The organism is Streptomyces sp. 7N604 (assembly GCF_052245475.1).
Lineage (GTDB): Bacteria > Actinomycetota > Actinomycetes > Streptomycetales > Streptomycetaceae > Streptomyces.
The window spans coordinates 43,406-59,544 of record NZ_JBQQBX010000025.1; the positions used below are offsets into that span (position 1 = coordinate 43,406).

The window sequence follows — 16,139 nt, forward strand, 5'->3', positions numbered from 1 at the left end:
AGTGGGAGATGTCCTGAATGCCGGTCCGCATCGGATCATTTCCCGCAACGAAAAAGGGCGTACGGCCGGGACACGTGTTCCCGGTCGTACGCCCTGCGGTCTTCCTGCCGTACTAGGCCCTGTGGTCTTTCTGCCGTACGGGCTGTCGTACGCGCTGCTGATATTCGGCTGGTCAGGCCCGTGATTCGCCGGTCGTCGGCGGCTGCGGGGACCGGTCCTGTGCCTGCCTGCCGACGGCCTCGGCGCGGGACAGCGCCGCGTCGACCGCGGCGTCCTCCTTGGCCTTATTGGCGCCGCCCTGGCTCTTCACGATGGTCCTGACCAAAGCGATGAAGGCGACGGCCATCACCACGGGGGGCAGCAGCGCGGAGACGTAATCCATGCGTCAAGGGTAGCCAGTCAGACCGCGACCAATTGCTCGGGGCGGGATGGCTCCCCCGGGGGCGGGGTACGGCGCCGGCGCGGCGGGAAGACCTCGGCCGGGGTGGGCACGTGACGGCCCGGCTGCTCGGATGGGGACGGCGGGCTGCGGTCCGGCTCCGGCTCGGGCTTGGCCGCGGGCTTCTGCTCGGGCTTGGCCGCGGGCTTCTGCTCGGGCTTCGGTTCGGGCTTGGACTCGGGCCCGGGCTTGGCCTTCGGCTTGGGGGCGGGCTTGGGCGCGGGTTTGGCGGGCTCGTCGGCGGCGCGGCCGCCGGGCAGGGCGACCAGTCGGCCGGCCGGGGGCGCGGTGGCCTCCGTGGATGCGGCGGGGGCCGTGGACGCCCGGGGCGCTGCGGTAGGGGCCGGGGGCTGGGTGCGGCACGCGAGGCGGTTGCGCAGGGCCTGCTCGGCCAGCGCTTCGCAGCGGCGAAGCAGCACACGCCGGCGCTCGGCCTCGGGCTTGGCCTTGGCGGCGGGGGCCGCGCAGAGCGAGCGGAGCGCGGCGAGGTCGTCGGCGCCGGGGGTGTAACCGGCGGAGAGCGCGTCCACGAGGCGCTCCAGATAGCCGTGGGCGGCGCCGGGGAGAGCGGCTCGGTACCGGGCGAGGTCGGCGAGGAGGAAGGCGCGCAGCCTGCCGCCTTCGCGGACCGCCTCCTCCACGGCTTCGGTGAGACGGCACAGCTCCTGGACTTCCTCCTCCCGGTGTGCTGCGGGAGGTGCGGGAGATGGCCGCAGGGCGATGGCGAGGGCGCGGCGCAGGACGCGCAGCTCATCGGCGCTGAACGCCATGGCGCCGCGGGAACCGTATGGCGTGGGCATGAACCGACTTTAAGTGCTAAGCGGACAATTTTTGCTGAGCCGGACCTGCCGGGGGTGTCGGCCCACCGGGGCCGACACCCCACCGGCCCGCGTCCGCGGTCGGGCGCTACGGGCCGTGGCCCGGGGCTGGTTATCCGCGGTCGCGGCGGCGGGAGGCGAAGACGACCGCCGCGGTGCCTGCGGCCAGGACCGTTGCCGAAGCGGCCGCGATCAGGGCGATACCGCCTGCCCCCGTGCTCGCCATGGAACCACCTGGCGTGCCGGAGGAGCCTGTGGGCGACGAACCGTCGGTCGCGGCGGGAGAAGCGGCGTCGCCGGGCCCGCCCCCGCTGCCGCTGCCCGCGCCGCTCCCGCCGGTGATCTTGAGCGGGATCGCGGCCGTGTCGTTCTCCGGCTCCGGGTCCCGCGCCGGGTAGTCGTCGCGGTCGAGGACCGTGATCTTCCCCGCCGCGCCCTCGACCTTCTTGTCGATGCGGACGTTGAAGACGAGGGTGTCCTTCTCGCCGCGGGCGAAGCGCTCGTCTATACCGCACACGTACGACCTGGCGCCCGCCTTCGCCGGCGAGCAGGCCCAGTCGTCCTCCTCGCCCGGGAAGGGGATCGAGGTGATCGTGGTGCCCTCTGGCGGCGTGACCTCGTACGTGCCGCTGCCGTGGCCGCTGTAGCCGGTCAGGTCCATCGAGCCGGGGCCCGCGTTCTGCGCGCCCAGGGTGATGGGGACGGTGTCGCCGACCCTGCCCTCGATCGTGCCGGTGACGGCCCGGAAGTCGGCGCGCTGGGTCGTGACGAGTTCGGTGTGGCCGCCGAAGTCCTCGAAGCCGATGTCGTCGACGAGGTTCAGGGTGAGGGGTGCGCCGCTGCCCTGCTGGTCGTAGTCCTCCGGCTCGTCGTACTCCCACGGGTCGCCGCTGCCGAGGGCCCAGGTGTCGTAGCCGATGTTCCCGTACATCAGCTCGTCCGAGACCGTGAACCGGAAGGGCGCGCTGACCTCGTACGCCGCTCCCGGCTCGAGCGGGGTGTCGAAGGTGCAGTACGCGGAGGTGTCGGACCCGCTCTTGTAGTGGCAGTTGCTGTGCTCGCGGGCGACCTTGATGCCGTCGGCCCCGTAGAGCTTGAGGCCGGCGCCCTGGTCGGCCGGCAGCTGACCGTGGTTGGCGACGCCCGGGGTGAGCTCGACGGTGGAGCCCGGGGCCACGTCCTTCAGCGGCTGGTGCCTGCGCTCGGCGAGCTTGGGGCCGTCGATGAAGACCTTCGTCTTCGCTTCGGCGGCAGGGGCGTTGGAGGCTGTGGCGGTGTAGGCGATCATGCCCGCGTATCCCGGCTTCACGCCGTCCGCGCCCTTGATGGAGAAGGGCTGCACGCTCGTCCTGCCGTCGATCGAGGCGTACTCGCAGGTGAAGACCAGGTCCTTCTCGGGGTCCGCGCAGCTGCCGTTCGTCGCCTTCAGGACGGCCTTGTCCTTGAGCGAGGACGCGTCGATGGTCAGCTTCACGTCCTCGGCGACCGGGTCCTCGCCTTCCGGTGCTTCGAGGTTCAGGTGCAGGAGGAACAGGTCGCCGTCTTCGGGGCCCTCGTCCGCCGCGTAGGCGTAGTAGCGTGCGGGGACTTGGATCAGCAGCGTGGGATCGGCCGCCTGGGCCTGCCCGGCTCCGAGGCCGGTCGCCGCCGCGAGGACGGCCGCGGCCGCCGCGGCCCTCGCCAGAGTCCCTTTGCGCCTCATACGTCCCACGCCCATCCCCATAGGAGCCCTAAGTCCTTTCAGTGCCAGGACTCGTGGGGTGGACGGAAGGTTGTGCGGGAGTTAACTCCGCGAGACGTTGCGGTCGTAGACCAGGCGGAGGCCGATCAGGGTCAGCCACGGCTCGTGCTCGTCGATGACCGAGGACTCGCCGAGCACCATCGGGGCCAGGCCGCCGGTCGCGATGACGGTGACGTCGTCCGGGTCGTCGGCGAGCTCGCGCGCCATGCGCTCGACGACCCCGTCGACCTGGCCCGCGAAGCCGTAGAGGATGCCGGACTGCATCGCCTCGACGGTGTTCTTGCCGATCACGCTGCGCGGGCGGGCCAGTTCGATCTTGCGCAGCTGCGCGCCGCGCACACCCAGCGCGTCCACGGAGATCTCGATACCGGGGGCGATCACGCCGCCCACGTACTCGCCGCGCGCCGACACGGCGTCGAAGGTCGTGGCCGTACCGAAGTCGACGACGATGCACGGGCCGCCGTAGAGCTCGACGGCCGCCAGGGCGTTGATGATCCGGTCGGCGCCGACCTCCTTCGGGTTGTCCATGAGGATCGGGACGCCCGTCTTGACGCCCGGTTCGACCAGGACGGCGGGCACGTCGCCGTAGTAGCGGCGGGTGACCTCGCGCAGCTCGTGCAGGACGGAGGGGACGGTGGAGCAGATGGAGATGCCGTCGATGCCGTCCCCGAGCTCCTCTCCGAGCAGCGGGTGCATGCCCATCAGGCCCTGGAGCAGCACGGCGAGTTCGTCGGCCGTGCGGCGGGCGTCGGTGGAGATCCGCCAGTGCTCGACGATGTCCCCGCCGTCGAACAGGCCGAGGACGGTGTGGGTGTTGCCGACGTCGATGGTGAGCAGCATCAGCTCTGCTCCTCCCCGGGGCTCTCGCGGAGGTCGAGGCCGATGTCGAGGATCGGGGAGGAGTGGGTGAGCGCGCCGACGGCCAGGTAGTCGACGCCCGTCTCCGCGTACGTACGGGCGTTGTCCAGGCTGAGGCGGCCGGAGGACTCCAGCCGGGCCCGGCCCGCGACGAGGACGACGGCCTCGCGGGTCTGCCCGGGCGTGAAGTTGTCCAGCAGGATCAGGTCCGCGCCCTCGGCGAGCACCGGCTCGATCTGGTCGAGCCGGTCCACCTCGACCTCGATCGGCACGTCCGGGAACTCGGTCCGTACGGCCTTGAAGGCGGCCGCGACACCGCCCGCGGCGACGACGTGGTTGTCCTTGATGAGCGCGGCGTCGGACAGCGACATGCGGTGGTTGACCCCGCCGCCGCAGCGCACCGCGTACTTCTCCAGGGAGCGCAGCCCCGGTGTCGTCTTGCGGGTGTCGCGGACCGCGGCGCCCGTGCCCTCCAGGGCGTCGGTCCACGCGCGCGTGGCGGTGGCGATGCCGGACAGACGGCACATGAGGTTCAGGGCGCTGCGCTCGGCGGTGAGGAGGTCGCGGGTGCGGGTGCGGACGGACAGCAGCTTCTGGCCCGGCCCGACGCGGTCGCCGTCCTCGACGTGCCGCTCGACCTCGAAGTCGTCGGTGCAGACGACGGAGAGGATGGCCTCGGCGATGCGCAGGCCCGCGACGACGCCGGACTCGCGGGCGGTGAAGTCGCCGGTGGCGACGGCGCTTTCGGGGATGGTCGCGACGGTCGTCACGTCCACGCCGTGGTCGAGGTCCTCCTCGATGGCCATGTGGGCGATGTCCTCGACCTGGACCGGGTCGAGGCCCGCGGCCGCGAGCAGCTCGGCGAGGTCCGGGTCGAGACCGCACTCCATCGGGTCGAGCTCGTACGCCTCGTCGTCGCCGCCTCCGCAGCCGCACGCGTCGCCGCACCCTCCTGCTTCGGCGCCGGCCCCCTCGCCGGGGAGGCCGCTCCCCGCGGCGGGGCCTCCGATCTGGAGCAGCGGAAGGTCCACAGGCTGTGGACGGTCAGGCGTGTTCACGTGAGTCCCCTTCGGGATGGGTTTTTCGGTCGGCGTCTTCCTGGAAGGGCGCGGCGGGGCCGGCGGCGGCGTGCGCGCCTGCGGCTCCGGAACTGCGGCCGGGCGCGGCGCTGTTCGCCGGGCTCACCGGGCTCACCGGGCTCACCGGGCTCACCGGGCTCACCGGGCTCACCGGCGGGAAGTCTGCCGTGTCCGTGACGCTGATCACCAGCTCGGCCCCGGGCCGGAGCCGCGCCACAAGGTGCCGCCGCCAGTGCTCGTCGTCCCGCGAGGGGCGGTCCTCACGCCAGTGGCAGCCGCGGGTCTCCTCGCGCTCGCGCGCCATCGCGACCAGCACGCGCGAGACCAGGAGGAGGTTCGTGGCCTCCCACGTCTCGACGCACGGCTCGGCGGTCTTCCCGTCCCGGGCCAGGGCGGCGACGGCCTCGGTGTGCAGAGCCTCCAGCGCGAGCGCCGCGGCCGCGAGGCTCTCCGCGCTGCGCAGCACGCCGGCACCCTTGGTCATGGTGCGCTGGATGACGAAGCGGGACTCGGGGGCCAGCAGGGGTGTCGCCGCCCCTGAGCCGCCCGGCCGCGGGCCGGCGGCGTCTTCCCGGCTCGTGGCGGGCGCCGGCCCAGGCGTGGGCGGTGCGGCCCTGTCCGCTCCCGCGCCGGCGACGATGTCGGCGGCGATGCGCTCGGCGAAGACCAGCCCCTCGAGGAGGGAGTTGGAGGCGAGCCGGTTCGCGCCGTGGACGCCGGTGCAGGCGACCTCGCCGCACGCGTACAGGCCCGGGACGGTCGTACGGCCCGACAGGTCGGTCCGTACGCCACCGGACGCGTAGTGCGCGGCGGGCGCCACCGGGATCGGCTCGGTCACCGGGTCGATGCCGTGCGCGCGGCAGGCCGCGAGGATCGTGGGGAAGCGGGAACTCCACATCTCCGCGCCGAAGTGGCGGGCGTCGAGGTACATGTGCTCGGCGTCCTGCTCCTGCATGCGCCGCATGATCCCCTTGGCGACGATGTCGCGCGGTGCGAGCTCGGCCAGCTCATGCTGCCCCTGCATGAAGCGGACCCCGTCGGCGTCCACGAGGTACGCGCCCTCGCCGCGTACGGCCTCGGAGACGAGCGGCTGCTGGCCCTCCGCGTCCCGGCCCAGGTAGAGGACCGTGGGGTGGAACTGGACGAACTCGAGGTCGCTCACCTCGGCGCCTGCGCGGAGCGCGAGCGCGACGCCGTCGCCGGTGGAGACGGCGGGGTTGGTCGTCGCGGAGAAGACCTGGCCCATGCCGCCGGTGGCGAGGACGACGGCGGGGGCGTGCACGGCGCCGACGCCGTCGCGCTGCCCCTCCCCCATGACGTGCAGGGTGACGCCCGCGGTGCGGCCTTCGGCGTCGGTGAGCAGGTCGAGGACCAGGGCGTTCTCGACGGTCTCGATGCCCTGGCCGCGTACGGCCGCGACGAGCGCGCGGGAGATCTCCGCGCCGGTCGCGTCGCCGCCCGCGTGCGCGATCCGGCGCCGGTGGTGGCCGCCCTCGCGGGTCAGCTCGATCTCGCCGGTCGCGGTGGAGGTGTCGAATTGGGCGCCGGTGGCGATGAGCCGGCGTACGGCGTCCGGGCCCTCGGTGACGAGCGTGCGCACGGCCTGCTCGTCGCACAGCCCGGCGCCGGCGACGAGCGTGTCGTCGAGGTGCTGCTCGGGAGTGTCACCCTCGCCGAGCGCGGCGGCTATACCGCCCTGCGCCCAGCGGGTTGACCCGTCGTCGAGCTGCGCCTTGGTGACGACGACGGTCTTCCGGCCTGCGGCGGCGCAGCGCAGCGCGGCGGTCAGCCCGGCGACACCGGACCCGACGACGACCACGTCCGCCTCGACGGCCCAGCCGGGGGCGGGGGCGCGCAGGGTGTTCGACTCCGGCGTGGGGGCGGTTCGGCGGGCGCCGTCTGTTATGGGAGCGGCGTCGGTCATCGCGGGCTCCTGTGGCCGGGACGGGTCACGGATGCGTGATGCGGATACGGGGTTCGGGCGGCCCGTATCGCCACGGGGCGGGTCCCGGATCCGCGGGCGAGCGGCACGCGCGCGAGAACGAGCGCGAGGCCGAGGGCGAGCGGCGCCCAGGCCCAGGAGTACGCGCCGCTCACGGCGAACAGCAGGGCGCTCGCCCCGGCGGCCACCGCCAGGGCTCCGTGCTGGAGGACGTGCTGCCTCACCGGGGTCATCGCGGGGCTCCGAACTCCAGGCGGATGTTGTCGATCAGGCGCGTCGTGCCGACCCTGGCGGCGACGGCGAGGACGGCTTCGCCGCGGAAGTCGGGGGGGACGTCGGTGAAGTCGGCGGGGTCCACGAGCGCCAAGTAATCGAGGCTGAGCGGTGGTTCGAGCCCGGCGGCGGCGTCGAGGACCTGCCGCGCGGCGGCCCGTACGGCCTCGGGGCCGGCGGCCTCGGCGGGCGCCGCGGCCTCGGAGGCAGCCGCCCCCTGCCCCTCCGCCGCAGGCGCGTCGGGTCCGCTCGGCGCGCCCCCGCTTCTCTCCACTGCAGCGGACCCGGCCACGCGGCGGCCCGCTTCACGGCCCGCGAAGAGCGCGCGGGAGAGCGCGAGGGCGGTTCGGCGCTCGTCCGCCGAGAGGTAGCGGTTGCGGCTGGACAGCGCCAGGCCGTCGTCCTCGCGGACGGTCGGGACGCCGACGATCTCGGCGGGGAAGTTGAGGTCCCGCGCCATGCGCGTGATCAGTGCGAGCTGCTGGGCGTCCTTCTGGCCGTAGAAGGCCACGTCGGGGGCCGTGAGGTGGAGCAGCTTGGCCACGACCGTGAGCACGCCGTCGAAGTGGCCCGGGCGGTACGCCCCTTCGAGCCGCTCACCCATCGGTCCCGCGCTGATCCGGACCTCCGGCTCGCCGCCCGGGTATACCTCGTCGACCGACGGGGCGAAGACGGCGTCCGCCCCCGCCTTCTCCGCGATCACAAGGTCCGCGTCCAGGGTGCGCGGGTAGCGGTCGAGATCCTCGCCCGCACCGAACTGCAGCGGGTTGACGAAGACGGTGACCACGACCTGGCCGTCAGGGCCCACCCGGTCGCGGGCCGTACGGATCAGCGCCGCGTGCCCCTCGTGCAGGGCGCCCATCGTCATCACCACGGCGCGCTCCCCCGCGCGCGTGAGCGCCCGCAGCCCGTCCGCGGTGTGCACCACCTGGACCGTCATGCGTTCCCTCCGTCCGCGAGGACACCCAGCAGGTCCTCCGCAAGCTCCGGCCTCAGCATCCCGTGTGCGAGCGCGCGGTCCGCCGTCGCGCGGGCCATGGCCAGGTAACCGGCGACGGCCTGCGGCGCGTGTGCGCGCAGCTCGGCGACGTGGGCCGCGACCGTGCCCGCGTCGCCTCGGGCGACCGGCCCGGTGAGCGCCGCGTCGCCGGAGCGCAAGGCGTTGTCCAGCGCGGCGCCCAGCAGCGGGCCGAGCATCCGGTCCGGGGACTCGACCCCGGCGGAGCGCAGCAGCTCCATGGACTGCGCGACCAGCGTGACGAGGTGGTTGGCGCCGAGCGCGAGCGCCGCGTGGTAAAGCGGGCGGGCCGACTCCTCGATCCACTCCGGCTCCCCGCCCATCTCGATGACCAGCGCCTCCGCCGCCAGCCGCAGCTCCTCGGGCGCGGTGACACCGAACGAGCAGCCCGCGAGGCGCTGCACGTCGACGGCCGTGCCGGTGAAGGTCATGACGGGGTGCAGGGCGAGCGGCAGGCCCCCCGCGCGCGTGGCCGGTTCGAGGACGCCGGTTCCGTACCGGCCCGAGGTGTGCACCAGCAGCTGACCTGGGCGTACGGCGCCGGTCTCGGCGAGGCCCTCCACCAGGCCGGGGAGGGCGTCGTCGGGCACGGTGAGCAGGACCAGCTCGGCGTCCTTCAGCACTTCGGCGGGCTGCACGACCGGCACGTCGGGGAGCAGGTCCGCGGCCCGCCGCACGGAGGCGTCGGAGATGCCGGAGACGGCGACCGGGCGGTGCCCGGCGAGCTGCAGCGCCGCCGCGAGGGCCGGGCCGACGCGGCCGGCGCCGACGACGCCGACGGTGAGCCGGGCCGGGCGGTCCGCGGGGCGGTCCTTGGGCTCTGGGTGATGTGGTGCGTTCACGCGGGACGGCCTTCCGTTCCAGTCCGCCAGGGGTACCGGACGTATCCCCGCCATGCTACGCGAGTGTTTCGGGGGGTATACGGGCCGTCCACGGGCTGTGGACGAACAGACGCTGTGGACAACCGCACTGAGTCGGCCCCGCCGCCCCGCGTCCCCGGCAATCAGCCCCCGCGCGAAAACCCCGCGACCGCCTGCCGGGGGCGTAGGACATCATCGGCGTCATGACGGAGACGGACGCCGGGGGCCGCGGACCCTGATCGACGAGTCGAAGGCCTGGCGGCACCGGTACGGCGGGCAGGTCTTCCAGCAGTAGCCCGCCGCACTCGCGGCCCTGGCCGGCCTCGACCGGGAACTGCCGCGCCTGCCGGAGTACGTGGCGCACGCGAAGGTCGTCGCGAAGGCGCTGCGGGAGGCACTGGCGGCGGCCGGTCGCCCCTGGCACCGGATCCACCCGGAGGTGCCGCACACCCACCAGTTCCAGGTGTGGCTGCCGTATCCGGCGGAGCTGCTCACCGAGGCGGGGGTGCGGCAGGCTGAGGAGACCCGGACGACGCTGTTCCGGGCCTGGCGGGACGCGGGCGCGCCGGGCCTCGCGATGACCGAGGTGACGGTGGCGGCGCCGGGGCTGGAGTGGACGGAAGCGGAAGTGGCCGCGGCGGTGGGGGACTTCCTCGACCGGCTGGGCCGACTGGACGGGCTGAACGGGCTGGACGGGCAGGGCTGACTGGACGGGCTCGGCCGGTCGGAAGGGCTGGGCCGGTCGGACGGGCCGGACCCGTAGGAGGAGGAGCTCGATCCGGCTGCCACGCGCGCGTAGCGGAGTCGGATCCCCGCGGCTGAGCCGGGTCCGCGTTGCGGAACGCTACTGCGCTCCGCCCCCGCCGCTCCCCGCCCGCACGAGCCCCGTCTCGTACGCCAGCACCACCGCCTGGACCCGGTCCCGCAGGTCCAGCTTGGTGAGGATGCGGCCCACATGCGTCTTGACCGTGGCCTCGGAGAGGAAGAGCCTCGCCGCGATCTCGCCGTTCGACAGGCCCTGCGCGACCAGCAGCAGTACCTCGCGCTCGCGGTCCGTCAGCCGCTTCAGCTCGGCGTGCGAGGAGTCGGCGGCGCTGCTCGGCAGCATCGGCGCGAAGCGGTCGAGCAGCCGCCGGGTGGTGCTCGGCGCGACGACCGCGTCGCCGCTGTGCACCGCCCGGATCGCCGCCAGCAGCTCGCCAGGCGGCACATCCTTGAGCATGAAGCCGCTCGCGCCCGCCTTCAGCGCCGAGAAAGCGTACTCGTCGAGGTCGAAGGTCGTCAGTATCAGCACCCGGGGAGCCCCGTCTCCCTCACAGATGCGGCGGGTCGCCTCAACCCCGTCCATCCGCGGCATCCGGACATCCATGAGGACCACGTCGACTTCCGTCGCGCGCACCGCATCCAGGGCCTCCACGCCGTCCCCCGCCTCGGCGACGACCTCCATGTCGGGCTGCGCCTGCAGCACCATGCGGAACCCGGTGCGGAGCAGCACCTGGTCGTCGACGAGCATGACTCGTACACATCTCACCTGCTGCTGCTCTGCGTTGGGCTCAGGCTCAGTCATGCAGCCAGCGTACGCAGCGGAAAGCCCCGCCCGGGTCCCACGGTCCGGGCGGGGCTGGTAGCAGGCCGGCGTGCTACTCGTCCGTTCCGCCGTCGAAGGGAACCGCATCCGCTGCGGAGGTGTGCCAGTTGGTGACGATCGGCGCGTCGACGGTCATGGTGCCGACCGGCAGGGAGACCGGGTTCGGGTCGTCGTTGCCGACGGCCACGATGATGCTGTCCAGTTCCTTGCCACCGTTTCCCTTGGTGGTCTTCGGGTTCACCCCGGCATAGGCGGTGGTTCCCTCGCTCAGCGTGATCTGCTCGCCTACGGCCTGCTCAGCGTTGCCCGCCTGGGTGCCGTCGGATCCGAAGGCCACCGTGGGAAGCCCGGCGGGCAGTTCGCAGGTGATGCCCGGCTTGGCCTTCGCGATGATCAGGATGTAGCCGCCGGCCTGCGACTCCTCCCTGGTGCTCCAGGAAATGTCGTTGGCACCGCAGGTCTGCCCGACCTGCTCCCTCTCGCCGTTGCCGGTGTCGTAGCCGGAGCCGGCGCCGTCCTCGGTTCCCTTGCCCTTCGTGGTGGAGGCGTTGGCGGGGCTCCGGCTCTTGTCCGTGGCGGACGAGCCGGACTCGGTGTCCTTGCCGGACACGACCGGGGCGGATGACGGGGACGACGAGTCACCGGACCCCGCACTCTCGGCGCCGAACGGCTGACAGGCGGTGGCCAGCAGGGCGGCGCTCACCAGCAGACCGGCACCGGCGAACGTACGGACTCGGGAGCGGATGGCACGCATGTGGAAAACCTTTTTCGTCTTCAGTGGAGAGGTGACCCCGGCGAGGCTTTCGCTCGGTGTGCCACTGAGCTTGCCGACAGCGGCTGCCGTTCCCTTAACGCACCGCTAACGAAGCGCTGGCCCTCAGCCGGCCGCCTTCAGGGGCAGCACCGCGCTGATCCGGAAGCCGCCCCCCGGCCGCGGCCCGGCGTCGAGGCGGCCGCCGACCATCCCGACCCGCTCCCGCATTCCGATCAGCCCCTGCCCGAGGCCGTCCGCCCCGCCGTCCTCGTACAGCTCGTGCTGCGCGCCGCGCCCGTCGTCCTCGACGAGCAGGTCAAGCTCGGCGTCGCCGTACATGAGGCGGACGGTTGCGCCGACGTCCGGGCCGCCGTGCTTGCGGGTGTTGGTGAGCGCCTCCTGCACGATGCGGTACGCGGTCAGCTCCACGCCGCTGGGCAGCGGGCGCGGTCTGCCCTCGACCCGGAAGTCCACGGGCAGGCCGGCGCCGCGCACCTGCTCGATGAGGTCGTCGAGCTGGCCGACGTCGGGCTGCGGCACGTAGTCGCCGGACTCGCCCGGCTCCCCGGTGCGCAGCACGCCGAGCAGCCGGCGCATCTCGGCGAGCGCCTGACGCCCTGTGCCGGAGATCGTCTCCAGCGCCTGCCTGGCCTGATCGGGCGCGGTGTCCAGGACGTACGCGGCGCCGTCCGCCTGCACCACCATCACGGACACGTTGTGCGCGACGACATCGTGCAGCTCGCGCGCGATCCGCGCCCGCTCGGCGGCCACGGCCACCTTGGCCTGCGCCTCGCGCTCCTTCTCCAGGCGGGCGGCCCGCTCCTCGAGCTGCGCGTAGTACGCGCGGCGGGTGCGGAGCGAGTCGCCGAGGACCCAGGCGAGGGCGAAGGGGACGGTCATGAAGACGGTGGCGACGACGTTCTCGAAGCCGCTCGAGTAGTCGCTCGACCACCGGGTGTTGGCGATGGTGGGCGCGGCCAGGCCGCCGACCAGGGCGAACCGGGAGGCCCAGCGGGCGCCGTTGGCGGCGTTGGTGTAGATGATCACCAGCATCGCGAAGTCGGCCGGGTTGACCTGAACGTCCGTGACGAGCTGCACGACGCCCATGGCGGCAGCCAGCACCAGCATCTTCTCCGGCGCGCGGCGGCGCAGCGCGATCACGGTGCACAGCGCGAGCGCCACGAAGACCGCCGCAGGCCGCTCCGCACTGCCGAGGAGCGTGTCCTCGACGAGCCACAGGCCGCTGAACCCGAGCAGGATGACAGCCCAGAAGCTGTCGACCCCTGTCGGGTGCCTGCGGAGGAAGTCATAGAGGCGCTGCACGTAACCCAGCGTATGCAGACCGCGTACGTGCCGGGGTCAACCGGAGGGCCGATCCCTGTGCCGGGCACGTACTCCCCAAGGTGGATGGGTGGCGGATGGGAAGCGGGCGGGGGCGGGTGGGAGCGGGTGGGAGGTGGTCGAGGCCGCCGCGCCCGCTCGCGCTTACGGTGGGGGCGTGGTGAGCGATAGGGCGCTGTGGCGGGGATGGCGCGAGGCGACCGAGGAGGCGCTGTACGGGCCGGACGGCTTCTTCGTACGGGAGCACCCCGCGGGCCACTTCCGCACGTCCGTGCACGCATCACCGCTCTTCGCGGGTGCCGTCGCCGAGCTGCTGGCGCGGGTGGACGAGGCGCTGGGGCGGCCGGACGCGCTGGCGGTGGTGGACGTGGGGGCCGGGCGCGGGGAGCTGCTTGCGGGGGTGCTGGGCGCGGTGCCGCGCGAGCTGGGCGCGCGGCTGCGGCTCCGCGCGGTGGAACGGGCGGAGCGGCCGGAAGACCTCGACGAGCGCATCGAGTGGCTCCGCGAACTCCCGGAACCGGAATCCGTCACGGGGCTCCTCTTCGCCAACGAGTGGCTCGACGACGTACCGGTGGACGTCGCGGAGTGGGACGCGTCGGGCACCCCGCGAACGGTCCTGGTCGCCCCGGACGGCTCGGAGCGGCTGGGCGCTCAGGTGACGGGCGCGGACGCGGCCTGGCTGCGGCGATGGTGGCCGCCGGAGCCGCCGGTGGATCCGCTGGCAGGCGAGCCGGGGTCGTCGGGCGATCCGGGGCTCGGGGCTGGGATCAACGGGCCGCGGGACGCGGCGTACGCCGTAGAGGCGGACGCGCAGAGCGGCGAGGCACGCGACGCCGCGCCGAGCCCGGTGGCGGGGCTGCGGGCGGAGGTTGGGAGGCCGCGGGACGCGGCGTGGGCGCGGGCCGTGCGGTGTCTGGCCCGCGGTCTCGCGGTCGCCGTCGACTACGGGCACACCCGGACCGCCCGCCCGCCCTTCGGATCGCTGACGGGCTTCCGCGACGGCCGCGAGGTCCAGCCGGTGCCGGACGGCTCGTGCGACATCACGGCCCACGTGGCGCTGGACGCCTGTGCGTCGGCAGGTGCGGAAGCCGTCCCCGGCGGAGCCCGTGACCCGGTCCTGCTGCCCCAGCGCCACGCGCTGCGCGCGCTGGGCGTCGCCGGCGGCCGGCCGCCCCTCGCGCTCGCGTCGAGTGACCCCGCCGCGTACGTGCGCGCGCTGAGCTCGGCGGGCGAGGCCGCCGAGCTCACCGACCCGGCGGGCCTGGGAGCCTTCACCTGGCTCATTCAGCCGATGGGCCTGGCACCGGAGTTCCTGACCGCGACGGGCCTCGCCCGCGCGGCCACCGGCCGACCGGGCTGACCCGGCCCGCTCGCCCGGAACAGCAGCCGTGCCCCGGACTCCGTCCGGACCCCGTGCCGTCCACGGGTCGGTGGTGGGTGGGAAGACTCCCGCCCGAGGCCCGCCGTCGGGTTCGTCAGTCCGAGGTGAGCCAGCGGTCCGGGATGGAGTTGCGGCGGCCCGTGCGTGAGTGGTCCGCCTGGGACGCGGTGATGCGCGCCGCATCCGCCGCGTCGCGCAGCCGCGCCGTGACCGTCTTGTTCGCGCCCGTGTCCACGTGGACCCCCGCCAGCCCGAGCCGCCGCTCCCACGGCCCCTGCGTCCGCCGCACGCTCTGCACCTTCGCGTGCGGGACCAGGGACAGCGAGCGCCCCAGCAGCCCATGCCGGGCCGCGAACACCAGCCCGTCCGCCGCGAACCCGTACCCGCGCCACCACACCGGCACCCGCCACCGCGCCCGCCGCGGCGGCGGCTCCAGCGCCTCCGTCACGGCGCACAGGTCGACGCCGGGCAGGACGCGGCCGATGACCCGTTCCGCGACGGCCCGCTCGGCGACCGGCAGCAGGACGTCGTTCTTGGAGCCCGCCACGTCCAGCTCCACCCGGACCCACCCGCGCCGCCGCCACAGCAGCGGCTCCACGATCCGTACGGTCTGCACCCGCCCCGGCGGCACGGTCTCGTGCTCGCGGTCGAGCAGCCCGTGATCGAGCCGCAGCCCGTCCGGGGATTCGCCGACCGTCCAGTCGTACTCGGCGACGAACCGGCCCCCGCTGCTCGCCCACACCCCGCCCAGGAAGGGCAGCGCGGTCGCGATCGCGGCCCACGGACTGCCGCTCACCAGCCACACCACCGGCGGTCCCACGACCGCCGCGGCCAGCGCCGTCCAGGTGCTCGCCATCAGCAGCAGCGACACCGCAAGGACCCGCGGCTCGACGCGCACCAGCCGCCGTACGGGCGCCTCGCCCGCCTCCCGTACCGCCTCGGGCGCGATGCCCGCCGCCCGCGCCAGCAGCTCCGCGCGCAGCGTCCGCGCCTCCTTCTCGCTCAGGAAGGCCAGCTCGTCCTTGTCCTCCGTGCCGATGACGTCGAGCTTGAGCTTGGCGACGCCGAGGAAGCGGGCGAGCAGCGGCTGGGTGACGTCCACGGCCTGGAGCCGGTCGAGGCGGATGTGCGCGGTGCGCCGGAAGACCAGCCCCGTACGGATCCGCAGCTCGGTGCCAGTGACCGAGAAGTGCGTGAACCACCAGGACAGGAAGCCGTACGCGCCCGCGACGGGTATCAGCACGGCGAGGCCCAGCAGCGCGAGGCCGACGGTCAGTTCGGCGATCCACTTCTGCGCCTGGCCGAGGTCGTGGACGATGACGCCGACGGCCACGGCGATCGGTGCCCAGGCGCGGCGCAGCGGGGTCACCGGATGCAGCCGCCGCTCCACCCCCGCGTCCGGCGGCTCCCCCGATACGCCACCCGGTGCGCTCCCCGGAACGGCCGAAGGTACGTCCGACGGTATGGCCGCCGGCTCCGGCCCCGTCACAGCCCCGCCGATCGCGCCTGGCCGAGCTCGGTGAGCCGTTCGCGCAGCCGCGCCGCCTCCTCCGGCAGCAGGCCGGGGATACGGGCGTCGCTCGCGGCGGCCGCCGTGTGCAGCTGGACGCTCGCGAGGCCGAAGCGCCGCTCGAGCGGCCCCGAGGTCACCTCGACGAGCTGCATCCGCCCGTACGGCACCACCGTCAGCTCCTGCCACAGCACTCCGCGGCTGAGCAGCAGGTCGTCGGCGCGCTCGGCGTACCGCCAGGAGCGCCAGTTGCGGCCGGTCATCCACCAGCCCCAGCCGGTGAGCGCGAGCAGCGGGAGCGCGGCCGCCGCGGCCCGGCCGGGACCGGCGAGCGGCCACAGCACGGCCGCCGCTGCCGCGGCGAGCGGTGGCAGCGTACTCACGAGCAGCAGCCGCCGCATTCGCAGCAGTCCCCCCGGCAGCCCCGTCCAGACGGTAGCGGCGTCCGCTCCCGGGTCCGGTTCAGCGGCATCCGGCCCCGATTCAGCGGCCTCTTGTCGTCCCGCCCCGGCGTCCTGTCCCATCCCCGTGTCCATG

General features: G+C 73.9%; 14 protein-coding genes and 2 pseudogenes. 2 read left to right on the forward strand and 14 right to left on the reverse strand.

Annotated elements, in window-relative coordinates; genetic code table 11:
- Positions 1-172: 172 nt before the first annotated feature.
- The 9 genes and pseudogenes from ACTWP8_RS26055 to ACTWP8_RS26095 form a co-directional block, all read right to left on the reverse strand.
- Positions 173-382: a hypothetical protein gene (locus ACTWP8_RS26055; RefSeq protein WP_443315729.1), complete on the reverse strand. Its 210-nt coding sequence runs from the start codon at positions 380-382 to the stop codon at positions 173-175.
- Positions 383-399: 17 nt separating this feature from the next.
- Positions 400-1,239 (reverse strand): hypothetical protein, encoded by an 840-nt coding sequence (locus tag ACTWP8_RS26060; protein ID WP_443324547.1) that lies wholly within the window; start codon positions 1,237-1,239, stop codon positions 400-402.
- Positions 1,240-1,369: 130 nt separating this feature from the next.
- Positions 1,370-2,968, reverse strand: a complete 1,599-nt coding sequence (locus tag ACTWP8_RS26065) for a hypothetical protein (protein WP_443324548.1) — start codon at positions 2,966-2,968, stop codon at positions 1,370-1,372.
- A 72-nt stretch (positions 2,969-3,040) separates the two neighbouring features.
- On the reverse strand, positions 3,041-3,838 hold the full coding sequence (locus ACTWP8_RS26070; RefSeq protein ID WP_443324549.1) for a type III pantothenate kinase: 798 nt from the start codon (positions 3,836-3,838) through the stop codon (positions 3,041-3,043).
- The gene (nadC, locus tag ACTWP8_RS26075; RefSeq protein WP_443324550.1) at positions 3,838-4,914 is read right to left on the reverse strand and encodes a carboxylating nicotinate-nucleotide diphosphorylase; all 1,077 of its coding nucleotides are present in this window, start codon (positions 4,912-4,914) and stop codon (positions 3,838-3,840) included. The genes ACTWP8_RS26070 and nadC overlap by 1 nt, the downstream gene beginning before the upstream one ends.
- Before the next feature lie 163 nt (positions 4,915-5,077).
- Positions 5,078-6,859, reverse strand: a pseudogene (locus ACTWP8_RS26080) (L-aspartate oxidase); the annotation flags it as partial.
- Positions 6,856-7,110 carry a hypothetical protein gene (locus ACTWP8_RS26085; protein WP_443324551.1) on the reverse strand — a complete coding sequence of 85 codons (255 nt, stop codon included), beginning with the start codon at positions 7,108-7,110 and terminating at the stop codon, positions 6,856-6,858. The pseudogene ACTWP8_RS26080 and the gene ACTWP8_RS26085, both read right to left, overlap by 4 nt.
- Complete coding sequence (gene panC, locus ACTWP8_RS26090; RefSeq protein WP_443324552.1) at positions 7,107-8,090, reverse strand: pantoate--beta-alanine ligase; 984 nt, start codon at positions 8,088-8,090, stop codon at positions 7,107-7,109. Before panC ends, ACTWP8_RS26085 begins: the two co-directional genes overlap by 4 nt.
- Positions 8,087-9,010 (reverse strand): Rossmann-like and DUF2520 domain-containing protein, encoded by a 924-nt coding sequence (locus ACTWP8_RS26095; RefSeq protein ID WP_443324553.1) that lies wholly within the window; start codon positions 9,008-9,010, stop codon positions 8,087-8,089. The genes panC and ACTWP8_RS26095 overlap by 4 nt, the downstream gene beginning before the upstream one ends.
- A gap of 226 nt (positions 9,011-9,236) precedes the next feature.
- Between ACTWP8_RS26095 and ACTWP8_RS26100 the strand changes: the two are divergent.
- Positions 9,237-9,734, forward strand: a pseudogene (locus ACTWP8_RS26100) (threonine aldolase); the annotation flags it as partial.
- A gap of 138 nt (positions 9,735-9,872) precedes the next feature.
- Here ACTWP8_RS26100 and ACTWP8_RS26105 read toward each other — a convergent pair.
- From ACTWP8_RS26105 to ACTWP8_RS26115, 3 genes are all read right to left on the reverse strand, one after another.
- The gene (locus ACTWP8_RS26105) at positions 9,873-10,595 is read right to left on the reverse strand and encodes a response regulator (protein ID WP_443324554.1); all 723 of its coding nucleotides are present in this window, start codon (positions 10,593-10,595) and stop codon (positions 9,873-9,875) included.
- Positions 10,596-10,668: 73 nt separating this feature from the next.
- Complete coding sequence (locus ACTWP8_RS26110; protein ID WP_443324555.1) at positions 10,669-11,370, reverse strand: DUF4232 domain-containing protein; 702 nt, start codon at positions 11,368-11,370, stop codon at positions 10,669-10,671.
- Between the two features lie 123 nt (positions 11,371-11,493).
- The gene (locus ACTWP8_RS26115; RefSeq protein ID WP_443324556.1) at positions 11,494-12,693 is read right to left on the reverse strand and encodes a sensor histidine kinase; all 1,200 of its coding nucleotides are present in this window, start codon (positions 12,691-12,693) and stop codon (positions 11,494-11,496) included.
- A 175-nt stretch (positions 12,694-12,868) separates the two neighbouring features.
- Between ACTWP8_RS26115 and ACTWP8_RS26120 the strand changes: the two genes are divergently transcribed.
- Positions 12,869-14,071 (forward strand): SAM-dependent methyltransferase, encoded by a 1,203-nt coding sequence (locus ACTWP8_RS26120; RefSeq protein WP_443324557.1) that lies wholly within the window; start codon positions 12,869-12,871, stop codon positions 14,069-14,071.
- 115 nt (positions 14,072-14,186) lie between these two features.
- Here ACTWP8_RS26120 and ACTWP8_RS26125 read toward each other — a convergent pair whose 3' ends face one another.
- Positions 14,187-15,581, reverse strand: coding sequence for a PH domain-containing protein (locus ACTWP8_RS26125; protein WP_443324558.1), 1,395 nt, complete (start codon positions 15,579-15,581; stop codon positions 14,187-14,189).
- The gene (locus tag ACTWP8_RS26130) at positions 15,578-16,138 is read right to left on the reverse strand and encodes a PH domain-containing protein (protein WP_443324559.1); all 561 of its coding nucleotides are present in this window, start codon (positions 16,136-16,138) and stop codon (positions 15,578-15,580) included. The genes ACTWP8_RS26125 and ACTWP8_RS26130 overlap by 4 nt, the downstream gene beginning before the upstream one ends.
- Position 16,139: the final 1 nt, after the last annotated feature.

Excerpts from the sequence above, each read along its gene's own strand:
- ACTWP8_RS26055 (WP_443315729.1), bottom strand. The coding sequence starts at position 382 with ATGGATTACGTCTCCGCGCTGCTGCCCCCCGTGGTGATGGCCGTCGCC.
- ACTWP8_RS26060 (WP_443324547.1), bottom strand. The coding sequence starts at position 1,239 with ATGCCCACGCCATACGGTTCCCGCGGCGCCATGGCGTTCAGCGCCGAT.
- ACTWP8_RS26070 (WP_443324549.1), bottom strand. The coding sequence starts at position 3,838 with ATGCTGCTCACCATCGACGTCGGCAACACCCACACCGTCCTCGGCCTG.
- ACTWP8_RS26085 (WP_443324551.1), bottom strand. The coding sequence starts at position 7,110 with ATGACCCCGGTGAGGCAGCACGTCCTCCAGCACGGAGCCCTGGCGGTG.
- panC (WP_443324552.1), bottom strand. The coding sequence starts at position 8,090 with ATGACGGTCCAGGTGGTGCACACCGCGGACGGGCTGCGGGCGCTCACG.
- ACTWP8_RS26105 (WP_443324554.1), bottom strand. The coding sequence starts at position 10,595 with ATGACTGAGCCTGAGCCCAACGCAGAGCAGCAGCAGGTGAGATGTGTA.
- ACTWP8_RS26110 (WP_443324555.1), bottom strand. The coding sequence starts at position 11,370 with ATGCGTGCCATCCGCTCCCGAGTCCGTACGTTCGCCGGTGCCGGTCTG.
- ACTWP8_RS26130 (WP_443324559.1), bottom strand. The coding sequence starts at position 16,138 with ATGGACACGGGGATGGGACAGGACGCCGGGGCGGGACGACAAGAGGCC.